The 15,478-nt window shown below is 68.3% G+C and carries 14 protein-coding genes; 5 read left to right on the top strand and 9 right to left on the bottom strand.

The annotated features are described in order from the left end of the window. Nucleotides 1–95: 95 nt before the first annotated feature. The 5 genes from J2S73_RS20140 to J2S73_RS20120 form a co-directional block, all read right to left on the bottom strand. Nucleotides 96–1,487, bottom strand: a complete 1,392-nt coding sequence (locus J2S73_RS20140; RefSeq protein WP_306887483.1) for an NAD(P)(+) transhydrogenase (Re/Si-specific) subunit beta — start codon at nucleotides 1,485–1,487, stop codon at nucleotides 96–98. Nucleotides 1,488–1,500: 13 nt separating this feature from the next. Continuing rightward, on the bottom strand, nucleotides 1,501–1,980 hold the full coding sequence (locus J2S73_RS20135) for an NAD(P) transhydrogenase subunit alpha part 2 (protein WP_306887482.1): 480 nt from the start codon (nucleotides 1,978–1,980) through the stop codon (nucleotides 1,501–1,503). Then, nucleotides 1,977–3,140 carry a Re/Si-specific NAD(P)(+) transhydrogenase subunit alpha gene (locus J2S73_RS20130; protein ID WP_306887481.1) on the bottom strand — a complete coding sequence of 388 codons (1,164 nt, stop codon included), beginning with the start codon at nucleotides 3,138–3,140 and terminating at the stop codon, nucleotides 1,977–1,979. Before J2S73_RS20130 ends, J2S73_RS20135 begins: the two co-directional genes overlap by 4 nt. A gap of 243 nt (nucleotides 3,141–3,383) precedes the next feature. Then, a complete protein-coding gene (locus tag J2S73_RS20125; protein ID WP_306887480.1) occupies nucleotides 3,384–3,554 on the bottom strand; it encodes an aa3-type cytochrome c oxidase subunit IV in 171 nt (56 codons plus the stop codon). A 125-nt stretch (nucleotides 3,555–3,679) separates the two neighbouring features. Continuing rightward, entirely contained in the window at nucleotides 3,680–4,624 is a 945-nt protein-coding gene (locus J2S73_RS20120; RefSeq protein ID WP_306887479.1) for a LysR family transcriptional regulator, read from the bottom strand. Between the two features lie 199 nt (nucleotides 4,625–4,823). Here J2S73_RS20120 and J2S73_RS20115 point away from each other — a divergent pair, with 199 nt between their 5' ends. The 5 genes from J2S73_RS20115 to J2S73_RS20095 all read left to right on the top strand — a co-directional run bounded on the left by J2S73_RS20115 (nucleotide 4,824) and on the right by J2S73_RS20095 (nucleotide 10,661). Next, nucleotides 4,824–6,320, top strand: a complete 1,497-nt coding sequence (locus J2S73_RS20115; RefSeq protein WP_306887478.1) for an FAD-linked oxidase C-terminal domain-containing protein — start codon at nucleotides 4,824–4,826, stop codon at nucleotides 6,318–6,320. Nucleotides 6,321–6,326: 6 nt separating this feature from the next. Continuing rightward, nucleotides 6,327–7,565 carry a glycolate oxidase subunit GlcE gene (gene glcE, locus J2S73_RS20110; protein WP_306887477.1) on the top strand — a complete coding sequence of 413 codons (1,239 nt, stop codon included), beginning with the start codon at nucleotides 6,327–6,329 and terminating at the stop codon, nucleotides 7,563–7,565. A gap of 84 nt (nucleotides 7,566–7,649) precedes the next feature. Beyond that, the gene (locus J2S73_RS20105) at nucleotides 7,650–8,021 is read left to right on the top strand and encodes a DUF4870 family protein (RefSeq protein WP_306887476.1); all 372 of its coding nucleotides are present in this window, start codon (nucleotides 7,650–7,652) and stop codon (nucleotides 8,019–8,021) included. A gap of 51 nt (nucleotides 8,022–8,072) precedes the next feature. Next, entirely contained in the window at nucleotides 8,073–9,425 is a 1,353-nt protein-coding gene (gene glcF / locus J2S73_RS20100; protein WP_306887475.1) for a glycolate oxidase subunit GlcF, read from the top strand. Between the two features lie 72 nt (nucleotides 9,426–9,497). Continuing rightward, complete coding sequence (locus J2S73_RS20095; protein WP_306887474.1) at nucleotides 9,498–10,661, top strand: lytic transglycosylase domain-containing protein; 1,164 nt, start codon at nucleotides 9,498–9,500, stop codon at nucleotides 10,659–10,661. Nucleotides 10,662–10,669: 8 nt separating this feature from the next. Here J2S73_RS20095 and J2S73_RS20090 read toward each other — a convergent pair whose 3' ends face one another. The 4 genes from J2S73_RS20090 to J2S73_RS20075 form a co-directional block, all read right to left on the bottom strand. Beyond that, the gene (locus J2S73_RS20090; protein ID WP_306887473.1) at nucleotides 10,670–11,005 is read right to left on the bottom strand and encodes a hypothetical protein; all 336 of its coding nucleotides are present in this window, start codon (nucleotides 11,003–11,005) and stop codon (nucleotides 10,670–10,672) included. Between the two features lie 140 nt (nucleotides 11,006–11,145). Next, nucleotides 11,146–12,861, bottom strand: coding sequence for a methyl-accepting chemotaxis protein (locus tag J2S73_RS20085; RefSeq protein WP_306887472.1), 1,716 nt, complete (start codon nucleotides 12,859–12,861; stop codon nucleotides 11,146–11,148). A gap of 242 nt (nucleotides 12,862–13,103) precedes the next feature. After that, nucleotides 13,104–14,318 (bottom strand): 5-aminolevulinate synthase, encoded by a 1,215-nt coding sequence (gene hemA, locus J2S73_RS20080; RefSeq protein ID WP_306887489.1) that lies wholly within the window; start codon nucleotides 14,316–14,318, stop codon nucleotides 13,104–13,106. Nucleotides 14,319–14,597: 279 nt separating this feature from the next. After that, the gene (locus J2S73_RS20075) at nucleotides 14,598–15,380 is read right to left on the bottom strand and encodes an enoyl-CoA hydratase-related protein (protein ID WP_306887471.1); all 783 of its coding nucleotides are present in this window, start codon (nucleotides 15,378–15,380) and stop codon (nucleotides 14,598–14,600) included. Nucleotides 15,381–15,478 lie beyond the last annotated feature (98 nt).

Here is a 15,478-nt window from a genome sequence, read left to right as displayed (position 1 = left end):
CCACGCGGAGCCGCGAGCATCGCGAGCTGGCGTGAGCGGTTATTCTGACGCAAATCCGGACGGAAGACCGGTTCCCACTTTTCCTGGATTTGCTCTTAAAGCGCCTTGACGATCTCCTCGACCATCTTCTTGGCGTCGCCGAACAGCATCATCGTGTTGTCCTTGTAGAACAAGGAGTTGTCGATGCCGGCATAGCCGGAGCCGAGCGAACGCTTGACGAACAGGCAGGTGCCCGCCTTGTCCACGTCGAGGATCGGCATGCCGTAGATCGGCGAGGACGGGTCGTCGCGTGCGGCCGGGTTGGTCACGTCGTTGGCGCCGATGACGAAGGCGACGTCGGCCTGCTGGAACTCCGAGTTGATGTCCTCCAGCTCGAAGACCTCGTCATAGGGCACCTGGGCCTCGGCCAGCAGCACGTTCATGTGGCCCGGCATGCGGCCGGCGACCGGGTGGATGGCGTATTTGAGCTCGACGCCTTCCTCCTTGAGCGCATCGGCCATCTCGCGCAGGGCGTGCTGGGCCTGGGCCACCGCCATGCCGTAGCCCGGCACGATGATGACCTTGTTCGCGTTCTTCATGATGAAGGCCGCGTCCTCGGCCGAGCCCTGCTTCACGGTGCGGTCGCCGAGATCGTCCGCCGGTCCGGCGCTCTCGCCGCCGAAGCCGCCGAGGATCACCGAGATGAACGACCGGTTCATGCCCTTGCACATGATGTAGGACAGGATCGCGCCCGACGAGCCGACCAGGGCGCCGGTGATGATCAGCGCCGTGTTGCCCAGGGTGAAGCCGATGCCGGCGGCCGCCCAGCCGGAGTAGGAGTTCAGCATCGACACGACGACCGGCATGTCGGCGCCGCCGATCGGCACGATGATCAGGCCGCCCAGGATCAGGGCCAGGATGGTGATCACCCAGAACAGCCAGTGCGCCTCGGTGATCACGAAGACGATCACCAGGACGACCAGCGCGATCGCGATGCCGGCGTTCAGCACGTGGCGGGCCGGCAGCAGGATCGGCTTGCCGGACATGCGTCCGTCGAGCTTGAGGAAGGCGATGATGGAGCCGGTGAAGGTGATGGCGCCGATGGCGACGCCGATCGACATTTCGACCAGGCTCGCGGCATGGATCGAGCCGGGATGGCCGATGCCGAAGGCTTCCGGCGCATAGAGCGCGCCGGCGGCCACGAACACGGCGGCGAGACCGACCAGCGAATGGAAGGCGGCGACCAGCTGGGGCATCGCTGTCATGGCGATCCGGCGGGCGATCACCGCGCCGATGCCGCCGCCGATGACGATGGCCAGGATGATCCAGAACCAGCCGCCCGCACCGGGGGCCGCGACTGCGAGGGTGGTGAGCACGGCGACTGCCATGCCCGCCATGCCGTAATGGTTGCCGCGGCGGGAGGTTTCGGGATGGGAGAGGCCGCGCAGCGCCAGAATGAACAGGACGCCGGCGACGAGATATAGCACAGCTGCGAGGTTTGCGTTCATCGGTTCCGGCCCCTCACTTCTGCTTCTTCTTGTACATGGACAGCATGCGGCTGGTGACGAGGAAGCCACCGAAGATGTTCACGCTCGCCATGACCAGTGCGAGGAAGCCGAAGATCCGCGCCCACACGGCACCGTCGGAGGCGGACAGGTCGATGCCGACGGCCAGAAGCGCGCCGACGACGATGACGCTGGAGATCGCGTTGGTGACCGACATAAGCGGGGTGTGCAGCGCCGGGGTCACCGACCAGACCACGTAGTAGCCGACGAAGATCGCCAGCACGAAGATCGACAGGCGAAACACGAACGGATCGATCATGCCGCCGCTCGCCGTATGGGCCGCCGCGGCGAGGCCGTCGACGACGCCGTCCGGCGGTGCCAGGAGCTGGGCTTCGGCCGCGCGCGCGGCGGCCTCGGCGTTCTCGGCGGCCTGCCGCGCGATTTCGGCGGCCTGCCGGGCCTGGTCGACCGCGTTTTGCGAAACTGTCTCGCTCATTCCTGCCCCCCGTTGTCCTGGGTCTCGGCCGCGGGCGCGAAGTTCGGGTGGACGACCTTGCCGTCCCGGGTCAGCGCCGTGGCCTTGACGATGTCATCCTCCCAGTTGATCGAGAGGGCCTTCGTCTCCTTGTCCACCATCACGCTCTCGACGAAGGTGTAGAGGTTCTTGCCGTAGAGCAGCGACGCGGAGGCGGCGATGCGGCCGGGCATGTTGCGGTAGCCGATCACGCGGACCGGTCCGACCTCGACCACCTTGTCCGGCTCGGAGCCCTCGACGTTGCCGCCGCGCTCGACGGCCAGATCGACCACCACCGAGCCGGGCTTCATGCTTTCCAGCATCTCGCGGGTGATCAGGCGCGGCGCGGGCCGGCCCGGGATCAGCGCCGTGGTGATGACGATGTCCTGCTTGGAGATGTGATCGGCGATGAGCTCCGCCTGCTTCTTGCGGTACTCCTCCGACATCTCCTTGGCGTAGCCGCCGGCGGTTTCGGCGGCCTTGAACTCGTCGTCCTCGACCGCGATGAACTTGGCGCCGAGCGAGGCGACCTGCTCCTTGGCGGCCGGGCGCACGTCGGTGGCGGACACGGCGGCACCCAGACGGCGGGCGGTCGCAATGGCCTGCAGGCCCGCGACGCCGGCGCCCATGACGAACGCCTTGGCGGCCGGAACGGTGCCGGCGGCGGTCATCATCATCGGGATCGCGCGGTCGTAGACCTCGGCGGCGTCGATCACGGCCTGATAGCCGCCCAGGTTCGCCTGGCTCGACAGCACGTCCATGGACTGGGCCCGGGTGATGCGCGGCATCAGCTCCATGGCGAAGGCCACGAGGCCGCGCCCGGCCATGTGCTGCAGCGGCCCGTCGTTGCCGTACGGGTCCATGATCGCGACGACGACGGCGCCTTCGCGGATCTGGTCGATTTCCTCACCGCTGGGCCGCTCGACCTTGAGGACGAGATCGGCATCGCGCAGGGCGTCGGCAGAGGACGATACGATCTCCGCACCCGCCTCGGCGAAGTGCGCGTCCGGTATGCGCGAGCGCTCTCCGGCGCCGCTTGCGACGGCGACCGTCGCCCCCAGTCCCGTAAACCGCTTCACCGAATCCGGCGTAACGGCAACGCGCGGCTCGTGTTCGGCCTCTCGCGGTACGCCAATGCGCATGCGGCAAACTCCCCTCATTCGCCTTCGAGCGCGTTCCGTTCAGACTGAACCGGTGCGAACGCACGGAACTCGCTCATGGTACGGAAACAGAAGCCCTCGCCGTCGGCCGGGACTTCCCGCCGATCGGAAACGGCTCAGGTCGACTGGGCGACGCCACAAGTGTGGTCGACGCCGGCAGTGTCTGTCCAACACGGCGGGCCGTCCGGATCCGGCGAATGCCGCCGGACCTCCCCGGACGCGGGATCAGGTCAGGAACAGACCCATCAGCGCCAGGATGATGACGACCGTGATGGTGCCCCACTTGAGGACCTTGAGAAAGCCGCCATACGTGCGCTCGTGCTCGGCGTAGTCCATCGCATTCATGTGACCTTCGTCGCTGGCCGCGTGCGCGCCGCCGGAGCTGTGCTCAGCCATCTGTCGTCCTCAATCGTGAATTTCACTCCCGGGCACTAATAACGGGGCCGCTCGTCATGAGCAACGCGCAACAGAACGCTTCCCGCCGCCATTGCCGCTGCGGCGACGTGCGTCCGGGTTCGTGCTCAGGGCCGTGCGGGCTCCTTCTCCATCTCCGGAACCGCGTCCTGAAGCCCCTCGTCCCAATAGGGGTGGGGCGCATAGAGATCGGCCAGGAAATCGATGAACAGCCGCACCTTGGCCGGCACGAACCGGCGGGTGGGATAGATCGCGTGGACCGCGACCCGGTCCGACGCGCGGTAGTTCGGCAGCACGATCCGCAGCCGCCCCGCGGCGAGATCCGGCCCCACGTCCCAGGTCGAGCGCAGCGCCACGCCGAGACCGGACAGCACGGCCTCGCGGACGACCTCGCTGGAGTTGGTGGAGAGCGGACCGCTCGGGCGCACCACGACCTCGCCCTTCGGTCCGTCCAGGTGCCAGGGGATCTGCTGGGCCGCAGCCAGGGTGACGTGGTCCTCCAGGTCGGCGATCGAAGCCGGCGTGCCGTGGCTTTCCAGATAGGACGGTGCTGCGCACAAAACCCGGTGGACGGGGGCGAGCCGCCGCGCCACGAGGCTCGAATCGTCGAGCTCCGCGATGCGGATGGCCAGATCGTAGCCTTCCGCGACCACATCCACGAAGCTGTCGGACAGGACCAGGTTGATCTGAAGATCGTCGTGCAGCTCGATGAAGCGCTTGAGGTGAGGGGCGATGTGAAGCCGCCCGAACGAGGTGGGGGCCGAGACCTTCAGCGTCCCGCGCGCCATGGTCGAGCGGCGGGTTACAAAGGTTTCCGCCTCCTCGATAGATGCCAGGATGCCCAGCACCCGCTCATAGTAGCCCTGGCCCGCTTCCGTCAGCGCGAGCTGGCGGGTGGTCCGCTGCAGGAGACGGGTGCCGAGACGGGTTTCCAGCCGGCGGATTCGTTTGGAAATCACGGCGGGCGACAGGCCCATCTCGCGTCCGGCGGCCGACATGGAGCCGGCTCCGACGACGCGAGCGAAAATTTCCATGTCGGTGATGTCGCTCATTCTGTGGCAACCTGTCCGGGCGTGGGCGGTTTTGGTGCGGCCAATCCAGAAAATCCTGGATCCGGCCGATCCCGCTTCTACAACTTCTGAGCAAACCGGTCCGAGAGGCCGGTCGAAAGTCAATAAGTATGGCCGGCGTTCGGCATGTCCAGACGCCGGCGCGGCGGAAACCGGATCACCGGGCCGCCGGGGAGGACGGATGACTGCACTGGCCATGCCGGAGCCGAGCCGGGAAACGCTCGGACGGCGCAGCGAAATCGCAGCGGATCTCAGGAAAATCGTGCCCGGCGAAGGGGTGATCGTCGACGATGTGGAGATGCGGGCCTACGAATCCGACGGGCTGACGGCCTACCGCCAGACGCCGCTCGTCGTGGTCCTGCCTGAGACGGTCGATCAGGTCAGCCGCGTCCTTGCGTACTGCTACGAGAATGACGTCAAGGTTGTGCCGCGCGGGGCAGGGACGTCGCTGTCGGGCGGCGCGCTGCCGCTGGCGGACGCGGTTCTCCTGTCGATGACGAAGTTCAACCGCATCCTGGAGATCGACTTCGAGGACCGGATCGTGCGCGCCCAGCCGGGCGTCACCAACCTTGGGGTGACCCGGGCGGTGGAGGCGAACGGTTTCTACTATGCGCCGGATCCCTCGTCCCAGATCGCCTGTTCGATCGGCGGCAACGTCGCGGAAAATGCCGGCGGGGTGCACTGCCTCAAATACGGGCTCACCACCAACAACGTGCTCGGGCTGGAAGTGGTCCTGATCACCGGCGAGGTGATGCGGATCGGCGGCCGCCATCTCGATTCCGGCGGCTACGACCTGCTGGCGTTCATGGTCGGATCGGAGGGGCTTCTGGCGGTCGTCACCGAGGTCACGGTGCGCATCCTGAAGGCCCCGGAGACGGCGCGGGCGCTCCTGATCGGGTTTCCGTCCAGCGAGGCGGCCGGCTCGTGCGTGGCCGAAATCATCGCCGCCGGCATCATTCCGGCCGGCATGGAGATGATGGACAAAACGGCGATCCTGGCGGCGGAGGATTTCGTCCACGCCGGCTATCCGCGCGACTGCGAGGCGCTCTTGATCGTGGAACTCGACGGGCCGGCGGTCGAGGTCGATCATCTCCTGGAGAAGGTCGAGCATCACGCCCGCGCCAACGGGGCGTCCCACATCCGCGTCTCCCAGTCGGAGGAGGAGCGGGCGCGGTTCTGGGCCGGCCGCAAGGCGGCCTTCCCGGCGGTGGGGCGGGTTTCGCCCGACTACTACTGCATGGACGGCACGATCCCCCGCAAGATGCTGCCCCAGGTCCTGCACCGGATGGGCGAGCTGTCGCAGACCTACGGGCTCGGCGTGGCGAACGTGTTCCACGCCGGCGACGGCAACCTGCATCCGCTGATCCTCTACGATGCCAACAAGCCGGGCGAGCTGGAGCGGGCGGAGGAGTTCGGCGGCGAGATCCTGAAGCTGTGCGTCGAGGTCGGCGGCTGCCTGACCGGGGAGCACGGGGTGGGGGTCGAAAAGCGCGACCTAATGCCGGCGATGTTCACCGAGGACGACCTGAAACAGCAGCAGCGGGTCAAGTGCGCCTTCGACGAGAAGCACCTGCTCAATCCGGGCAAGGTGTTCCCGACCCTGCACCGGTGCGCCGAGCTTGGCCGGATGCACATCCACCGCGGCGCGCTGCCTTTTCCCGACATTCCGAGGTTCTGAGGCGCCATGGCTTTGGCCGACATGCGGATCGAAACCAGCCGGCCCGATACGCCCGAAGCGGTGCGCGAGGTCGTGGAATGGGCGGTCGCGACCGAAACCCCGCTCGAAGTTCTTGGGACCGGCAGCAAACGGGCAATCGGCCGGCCGGTGGCGGCCGGGCATGTGCTCGATCTTTCCGCCGTGTCCGGCATCACCCTCTACGAGCCGGAAGAGCTGGTGCTGTCGGCGCGGGCCGGAACGTCGCTTGCCGAGATCCGGGCGGCCCTTTCGGAAGCGGGGCAGGAACTCGCCTTCGAGCCGTGCGATTATTCAGCCCTGCTGGGCGGCACGCCGGGCGAGGGAACGCTGGGCGGGCTGATCGCCGCGAACCTGTCCGGGCCGCGCCGGATCCGTTCGGGAGCGGCGCGCGACCACGCGCTCGGGATCGAGGCGGTGTCCGGCCGGGCGGAGATCTTCAAGTCCGGCGGCCGGGTGGTGAAGAACGTCACCGGCTATGACCTCGCCCGCGGCCTTGCCGGCTCCTGGGGAACGCTGGCGGTTCTGACGGCCGTGACCGTCAAGGTGCTGCCGGTGAGCGAGATGGCGGCGACCCTCGTGCTCGACGGCCTGTCGGATGCGGCCGCCGTCAAGGCGCTGTCGGCGGCGCTCGGATCCCCTGCCGATGTCTCAGGCGCGGCCCACCTTCCGGCCGACACCGTGGCGGGCCTCGCCGGCATCGACGCTCCGGAGGGAGCCGTGACGGCGGTCCGGCTGGAGGGCTTCGCCGCCTCGGTGAGGGCCCGGCTCGACGCCCTCGCGGCCCTGCTCAAGCCGTTCGGCCGGCCGCGCGTCCTGGCGGAGGAACCGACCGGGGCCTTGTGGCGCGGCGTCCGTGATTGCCTTGCCTTCGCCGCGTCGTCGGATACGGCGGTGTGGCGCGTCTCCGTGGCGCCGAGCGCGGGGCCGGAGCTGGTGGCGGCCATCCGCTCCGAACGCGAGCTGCGCGCCTGGTACGACTGGGGCGGGGGGCTTGTCTGGATCGAGACGTCCGCTGCGGGCAATGCCGGCGCCGAGGCGATCCGGCGGGCCGTCGCCGATCGCGGCGGCGGGCACGCGACGCTGATTCGGGCACCGGAGGAAACCCGACGGACGGTTGCGCCGTTTCAGCCCGAGGCGCCGGGCGTGGCAGCGCTCAGCCGGCGGATCAAGGCCCAGTTCGACCCTTCGGGGGTTCTCAACCCGAACCGGATGTGGACGGATCATTGACCTGTCGCGGAGATCGGCGATTCTCCCGGGGGCGTCGCTCAAGCCGGCGGCGCGGTTCGGACCATCGAAGAAGGAGCCTCCCAGATGAGCGACCCGGTCGCCTCCTCCCAGACCCAGCCCGGCATGTTCGATCCGGGAAAGTCCAATCTCCAGTTGATCTACGTGCTCTATCTCGCCAGCCTCGTGGTCGGCGTGACGGCGATCGTCGGCGTGATCTTCGCCTATATCAGCCGCGGCAAGGCCGACGGATGGGTCGTCAGCCACTACACGTACCAGATCCGCACGTTCTGGATCGGCCTGCTCTACAGCCTGATCAGCGCCGTGCTCGCGGTCGTCGGGATCGGCTTTCTCCTGTTCATCGCCGTCGCCATCTGGGGCGTCGTGCGCTGCGTGAAGGGATTGCAGGCGACGGGCAAGAGCGAGCCGATCGAGAATCCGCAGACCTGGCTGGTCTGAGATAACCGAAGCGTCCCGGGGGTCGCTCGCCCCCGGGCTTGAGACAAGGCCATGCAGACCGCATTCACGCTCGCCCAGCTCGCCGACCCCCAGACCGCCCGATCCGAAGCGATCCTGCGCCGCTGCGTGCACTGCGGCTTCTGCACCGCGACCTGTCCGACCTTCGTGCTCCTGGGAGACGAGCTCGACAGTCCGCGCGGGCGGATCTACCTGATCAAGAACATGCTGGAGGCCGATGCGCCCGCCACCGGCCAGGTGGTCAAGCACATCGACCGCTGCCTGTCGTGCCTGTCCTGCATGACGACGTGCCCGTCGAGCGTGAACTACATGCACCTCGTCGATCACGCCCGTGCCCACATCGAACGCACCTACAAGCGGCCCTGGCACGACCGGGCGATCCGCCGGCTCCTGGCCGCGATCCTTCCCTATCCGAACCGGTTCCGCTGGGCGGTGCGCCTGTCGGTGCTCGGCCGTCCCTTCGCCGGCCTGCTCGCGCGCCGGCAGACCGCGCGGCTCGGCGCGATGCTGCGGCTGGCGCCGGCCTCGCTGCCCCGCAAGCCGGCGGAGACCGGGCCCGGCGTGGCGCGCGCGGTCGCGCCCCGGCTGGGACGCATCATCGTTCCGACCGGATGCGTGCAGTCGGTTCTTGCCCCCGACATCAACGCCGCCGCCTGCCGGCTTCTGACCCGGGCCGGCTACGAGATCGTCCGGCCGGCCGGCGAGGGCTGCTGCGGCGCGCTGGTCCATCACATGGGCTGGGAGAACGACGCGAAGACCGCCGCCCGGCGCAACATCGATGCCTGGTGGCCCGAGCTTCAGGGCGAGGGGATCGACGCGATCGCGATCACCGCCTCCGGGTGCGGCACCACGATCAAGGATTACGGGCACCTGCTCGCCGACGACCCGGACTATGCCGACAAGGCGGCCGAAATCTCCGCCCGGGCCAGGGATGTGTCGGAAGTGCTCGCCGACGTGGATCTCGGCGCGCCGATGCGGTCTACCAGCGCGCGGGTCGCCTATCACTCGGCCTGTTCGATGCAGCACGGCCAGGGCATCCGCACCCAGCCGAAAGCGCTCCTGTCGACGGCCGGCTTCACCGTGCTCGACGTGGCCGAAGGGCACCTGTGCTGCGGGTCGGCAGGCGTCTACAACATCCTGCAGCCGGAGATCGCGGACCGTCTGAAACAGCGCAAGGCGGACAATATCGACGCTACAGGCGCCGATCTCGTCGCCACCGGAAACATCGGCTGCATGACGCAGATCGGCCCGGCCACCGAACGGCCGATCGTGCACACGGTCCAGCTCCTGGACTGGGCCTATGGCGGTCCGCTGCCGAAGGCGCTTGCCGCCCACACGGCGGTTCTGAGGCGCAGACCCGCGGCCGAGACCGCGCCCGCGGCCTGAGCCGCCGTCATTCCAGCGCCCCGATCCGTTGGTATCCCGGCGCGGATGTCTGTGACGAGATGGACCAGACCGATGCGGCCGACCGTGCTGCTTCTCGCTTTCGCGCTCCTGTCGGTGGGAGCGGTCTCTGCGCCGGCCCGGACGGCGCCGGAGGACGGCGGCGCACGGCTGACGCGGGTCGACGATGGCCTGACGCCGGCAGCCGGGGAGCGCGCCCATGACCGTGCGGAGAAACCGGCCGATGGCTCCGGCGATCACGGTGCCGCATCCGAGCCGAGCCCGGCCGAGCGCCGCGCCGCGCTCTGCGGCCTGCTGATGGGCGCGGCGGACGAGCACGACGTCCCCGCCGATTTCTTCATTCGCCTGATCTGGACGGAAAGCCGGTTCGATCCGAATGCGGTGAGCCCGGTCGGCGCCCAGGGGATCGCCCAGTTCATGCCCTATACGGCCCGGGCCTGGGACCTCGACGATCCGTTCGAGCCAAAGGCCGCGCTGCCGGCCTCCGCGTCGCTGCTGCGCTGGCTCGCGGACCGGTTCGAGGGCCACTGGGGGCTCGCTGCGATGGCCTACAACGCCGGACCCGATCGCGTGAGCGGTTATCTCGGCGGCGGCTTCCTGCCCGACGAGACCCGGAACTACGTCTACGCCATCACCGGGCGGAGCGCCGAGCACTGGCGCTTCCGCCACGAGAGGACGCTGGAACGGGCCGCCCTCGACCTGACCCCCAATCCCCATCCGCCGGTCCATCTCCCGCCGTCCTGGGCAGACAAGCCGGACGATCCGCCGGTCGTTGCCACGGGGCCGGCACCGGAGACTGTAGCCGCCATCGACACCGGTCCGCATCCCGGTTTGCCCGTCCCGCCGCCGCCCGTTCCGACGGCGCGGCCCCACGATGTTGCCGACAGGCCGGTGGATTGCGAGGCGCTTGTCGTCGCGTTGGGACAGATGCGGACCACGCCACGCCCGCCGGGCGGCGGGGGATGGTCGCCGTGGGGCGCCCAGGTGGCCGGACATGCGAGCCAGGCAATCGCCATGCGCCAGTTTGCGCGCACCCGTCAGAAGCTGCCGGGCGATCTTCGGGACCAGGCCCCGGTGGTCATCGCCAAGCGGGTTCCGGGCCGCGGCCGGCGGGCGATCCACGCTGTGCAGCTCGGCGCCGCGTCACGCTCGGACGCCCAGGGCCTCTGCCGGCGGATTTCGGCGGCGGGCGCCCCGTGCGTCGTGGTTCGGAACTAGATCCAGCCCTATTCGGTCTCGGCCAGATAGTCGTCCATGCTTCCGGTGGCGATGTCGAGAGCCTGACGCGCCTCGTCCTCGGAGCATTCGGGATAGCTGCGCTTGAAGCCGAAAAGGAAATCGCGGCGGGCTTCGGGATCCGTCTTGAGCTCGTCGACCCGGGCGCGCATCTCCTCGGTGGTCAGGGTGTCGGCGGTGCTCTGCATCGAAACCCGCATCGCCTTGCTCAGGACCCCGGCGACCGCGTCGATGTCGCAGTCCGAGGTCTCGGCACCAAAGCCCGGCGCCGTTGCCAGCATGATCGCAAGAGCGGCACCCGCAGCTCTGCCCCCGATTCTCCGCATCGCGGTCCTTCCCCAGCCAATACTCGCCCGGCGATCGGGCGGGGTTCCGCACGCGGAGCCGCGCCGATCGCCGCCGTCATCGTGCTATGGCCGGGGCGATTCGTCGAGTTCCCTCAACCGCTCCGGTCCGAGCGGCCCGGTCAGGCTGCGGCGACTTCCTCGAGGAACCGGTCGATTTCCCGGCCGAGGGCGGTCGACTTGCTGGACATGGTGTCCGACGCGCCGAGCACGCCCTCGGCAACGTCCGCCGTCTGATCGACGATCGCGGAGAGGGTGGACATGTTCCGGGTGACGTCTCCGGTTCCCCGGGCGGCGTGCTGGACGTTTTCGGCGATGTCCGCCGTGGCCGCGCGCTGCTGCTCCATGGCGGTAGCGATGGATGAGGTGAACTCGTCGATCTCGGTCATCGTGCTCGCGATTCCGCCGATCGTATCGACCGCATCCTGCGTCGATGCCTGGATTGCCGACACCTGCGCGGAAATCTCCCCGGTGGCCTTCGACGTCTGGGTGGCGAGCGCCTTCACCTCGGCCGCCACCACGGCGAAGCCCTTGCCGGCCTCGCCGGCGCGGGCCGCTTCGATCGTCGCGTTCAATGCCAGCAGGTTGGTCTGGCCGGCGATGTCCTCGATGAGGGTCACCACCTCGCCGATCCGGGTGGCGGCATCGGCCAGGCCCTGCATCTTCACGTTCGAGTCGCGCGCGCCCTCCGTCGCCCGATCGACGACCTCGGTGGTCCGGCCGACCTGGCGCGAGATCTCTGAGATCGACGCGATCAGCTCCTCGGCGGCGGAGGCGACGGTCTCCACGTTGCGGCTGGTCTCGTCGCTGGCCGTCGTGGTCTCGCTCGCCTTGCCTGCGCCCTGTCCGGCGAGTTCGTTCAGCGTATGGGAGGTGGTCGCGAGGCTGGCGGCGGTCTCGGTCACGGCGGCGGTGAGCGATGCAGCCTGCTCGCGGAACCGGGCAATGACGGTCTCGACCCGGTGCTGGCGGTCCCGGCGCTGGTCTTCCTCGGCCCGCTGGGCGGCGGCAAGCTCATGCCTCTCCTGGGCCCGGAGCTTGAGGGTGGAGACCGACTTTGCGAGCTGGCCGACCTCGTTCTCCCAGTCGTCGAAGGGCACGTCGACCTCCAGATCGTCCTCGGCCAGACGGTTCGTGACGGCGGACAGCACCGGCAGCGGGCTCAGAAGCCAGCGCGTGATCAGCGTCATCGCGATCGCGGACACGATAAGGATCAGGGCGGATGCAATCAGAAGCTTGCTGCTGATCTCGCCCATCAGCGCATGGATGACGGACTTGCGCACGCCGGCATAGAGGATGCCGTTGATCTCGCCGGCAGGCGAATAGATCGGCTCGTAGATCGTGTAGTAGGGCGTTCCGAGGATCACGGCCTCTCCGCGGAACGTCTCGCCGCTCCGCAGCACCGGGTAGACGGCGCCGCTCTGGCCGAGCTGGGTGCCCACCGCCCGCTCGCCGCCGGGCTTCACGATGTTGGTGGTCTTGCGCCAGAAATCCTGGGTCTGCGGATCCCATTTGAAGATCGTCGCGGTCTCGCCCGTCAGGCGGCCGACGGTGTCGATCATGTCATGGCCCGCAAAGCTCTCGGGGATATCCGCCATGATCACGCGCTCGACGTCACCGCTGGCGGACCAGACGATCTCGGTGCCGGGCAGGTCGCGTTCGACGATCTCCGCTGCAATCCGCAGACTGGCATTCTGCCGCGCAACAGCGTCCGTCTGGATCTGGTCGGAAATCAGGAGATAGACGATGCCGCTGACGGTTGCGAGTGCCAGCAGGATCATGGTCACGGCGGCGGTCGCCATCAGGCTGCGAAGCTTGAGTCTCTGAACGATGCGCATGTCGGGGTCCCATAAGATGAACGGCGCGAAAAACATCGACCGCCCTCTGACGGGCAATCGTCCTTGTTTCCCCGGACGTGATCAGCGTCTCCCCAGACGTTGGCTGAATTTACATTTGATAAGCTTGCGTGAGGATCTCTTGCGACGAGCCGCCCGCGGCGCACCGCAGCGGGCCGCAGCCGCGCACGAAAAAGGCCGCTCGCGGCGGCCTTTGACGGATCCTGAACCCTTGGAGAGGCCGGTCAGGCGACGGCGCGGGCCAGAGCGCACTGGGACCAGAGGCCCTCGAGCGCGGTGACGAGGTGGTCGATGTCGGCGTCGGTGTGGAGCGGCGAGGGCGTGATCCTGAGCCGCTCGGTTCCCTTGGGCACGGTCGGATAGTTGATCGGCTGCACGTAGATGCCGTGGTTCTCCAGGAGGATGTCGCTGATCCACTTGCACTTGACCGGGTCGCCGACCATCACCGGCACGATGTGGCTCGGGTTCGGCATGGTCGGGATGCCGATCTGGTCGAGCCGGCGGCGCACCTTGGCGACGTTCGCCTGGTGGCGCTGGCGCTCCAACTGGCTGGTCTTCAGGTGCCGGATGGAGGCGGCAGCCCCCGCGGCCACGTGGGGCGGCAGGGCGGTGGTGAAGATGAAGCCGGAGGCGAACGAGCGGATGAAGTCGCAGAGCGCCGCGGAGCCGGCGATGTAGCCGCCGACGACGCCGAACGCCTTGCCCAGCGTGCCCTCGATCAGGGTGAGCCGGTCCATCAGCCCCTCGCGCTCGGCGATGCCGCCGCCGCGCGGGCCGTAGAGGCCGACGGCGTGGACCTCGTCCAGATAGGTCATCGCGCCGTGCTTGTCGGCCACGTCGCACAGTTCCCTGATGGGGGCGATGTCGCCGTCCATGGAATAGACGGATTCGAAGGCGACCAGCTTCGGCCGGCCGGGCTCGATGGTGGCGAGGCGCCGGTCGAGATCCTCGGGGCTGTTGTGCTTGAAGATCTGGCGCTCGGCGCGGCTGTGGCGGATGCCCTCGATCATCGAGGCGTGGTTCATCTCGTCGGACAGCACGACGCAGCCGGGCAGGCGCGAGGCCAGCGTCGTCAGCGAGGCCCAGTTGGAGACGTAGCCGGAGGTGAACAGGAGGGCGGCTTCCTTGCCGTGCAGGTCGGCGAGCTCGTCCTCCAGAAGCACGTGATAATGGTTGGTGCCGGAGATGTTGCGGGTGCCGCCGGCGCCGGCGCCGCAGCGATCGATGGCCTCGTGCATGGCGTCGAGCACGAGCGGGTTCTGGCCCATTCCGAGATAGTCGTTGGAGCACCACACCGTGACCTCCGAGGCGCCGTCGCCGCCATGGCGCACCGCCCGCGGGAAGCTGCCCTGGCGACGCTCAAGATCGGCGAACACACGATAGTTGCCTTCGCCGCGAAGCGCCTCGAGCTGGTCTCGGAAAAAGCTCTCGTAATCCATCATCACCTCGATCGGTCGAAACCAGACTGGCTGATCTCGCAGTTTGGACCAAGTCCAATTCCACATCCTGTCCTAGCCGAGCGACGGCGACGAGGAAACTCGTGGAAAGCCCGATCCGTATTATCCCCGATGCGAGCTGGGCCGATCCTTGCGGCCCTCACTGCCGGGTCCTTCTAGCACATTTAATTTAGAAGGAATCCAGCACCAATTTGCAAACCGGAATGTCGCTGCGGCGGTTGGCCACAGCGACAGGCATGTGCCGAGCGATGCGGCTCGCGGTCATTCGCCCGTGAAGGAGGGCCGCCGCTTTTCCAGAAATGCCGTCATGCCTTCCGACTTGTCCTTGCTCGCAAACAGGAGTTGGAACGCCTTGCGCTCCAATGCAAGACCCGCCTCCAGCGAGGAATTCTCCGCCTGGAGGATGCTCTCCTTGACGGCGACGACGGCGAGTGGCGGCATCTTGGCGATCGACTTGGCCATGGCGAGCGCCGTCTCGAAGACTTCGGCGTCCGGAACCACCTGGCTGACCAGCCCGATCGCGTGGGCTTCGGGGGCCGCGATCGGCTTTCCGGTCAGGCACAGCCGCATGGCGTGATACTTTCCGACCGCGCGGGTCAGCCGCTGGGTGCCGCCGGCCCCGGGCATGATGCCGACCCGGACTTCCGGCTGGCCGAGCTGGGCACTCTCGCCGGCAACGATGATGTCGGTCATCATCGCAAGCTCCAGCCCGCCGCCGAGCGCGTAGCCGTTGACGGCGGCGATGATCGGCTGCGGGGTCGACGAGATCGCCGCCCACAGCCGCTCCACCCGACGCTTGGCGATCTCCACCGGATCGGCGTCCACGAACTCTTTCAGGTCGGCGCCGGCGGCGAAGGCGGCCTCGTCGCCGGTGAGCACGATCGCGCGCACCTCGGTGTCCTCGGCAAGCGCGGTAAAGGCGTCGGCCAGCGCCCGGCGCGTGGCCATGTTGAGCGCGTTGCGGGCCTCCGGCCGGTTGAGGCGGACCACCGCCACCCCGGGTTCGGGACGGTCGATCAGGACTGGGGCTTTGTCTTCGCTCATCGCATCGCGCTCCATCGGTATCTTGCGGAGGCCGCCTCTGGCCGCACGGGCCGCGACGGACTGCCGGAGAGGTGGGATGCCCGGACCGGCGGAGAGGG

The sequence above is a fragment of the Amorphus orientalis genome (assembly GCF_030814015.1).
Lineage (GTDB): Bacteria > Pseudomonadota > Alphaproteobacteria > Rhizobiales > Amorphaceae > Amorphus > Amorphus orientalis.
Note: the sequence above shows the minus strand (reverse complement) of the source record. Positions and strands in the feature narration are given on the sequence as shown.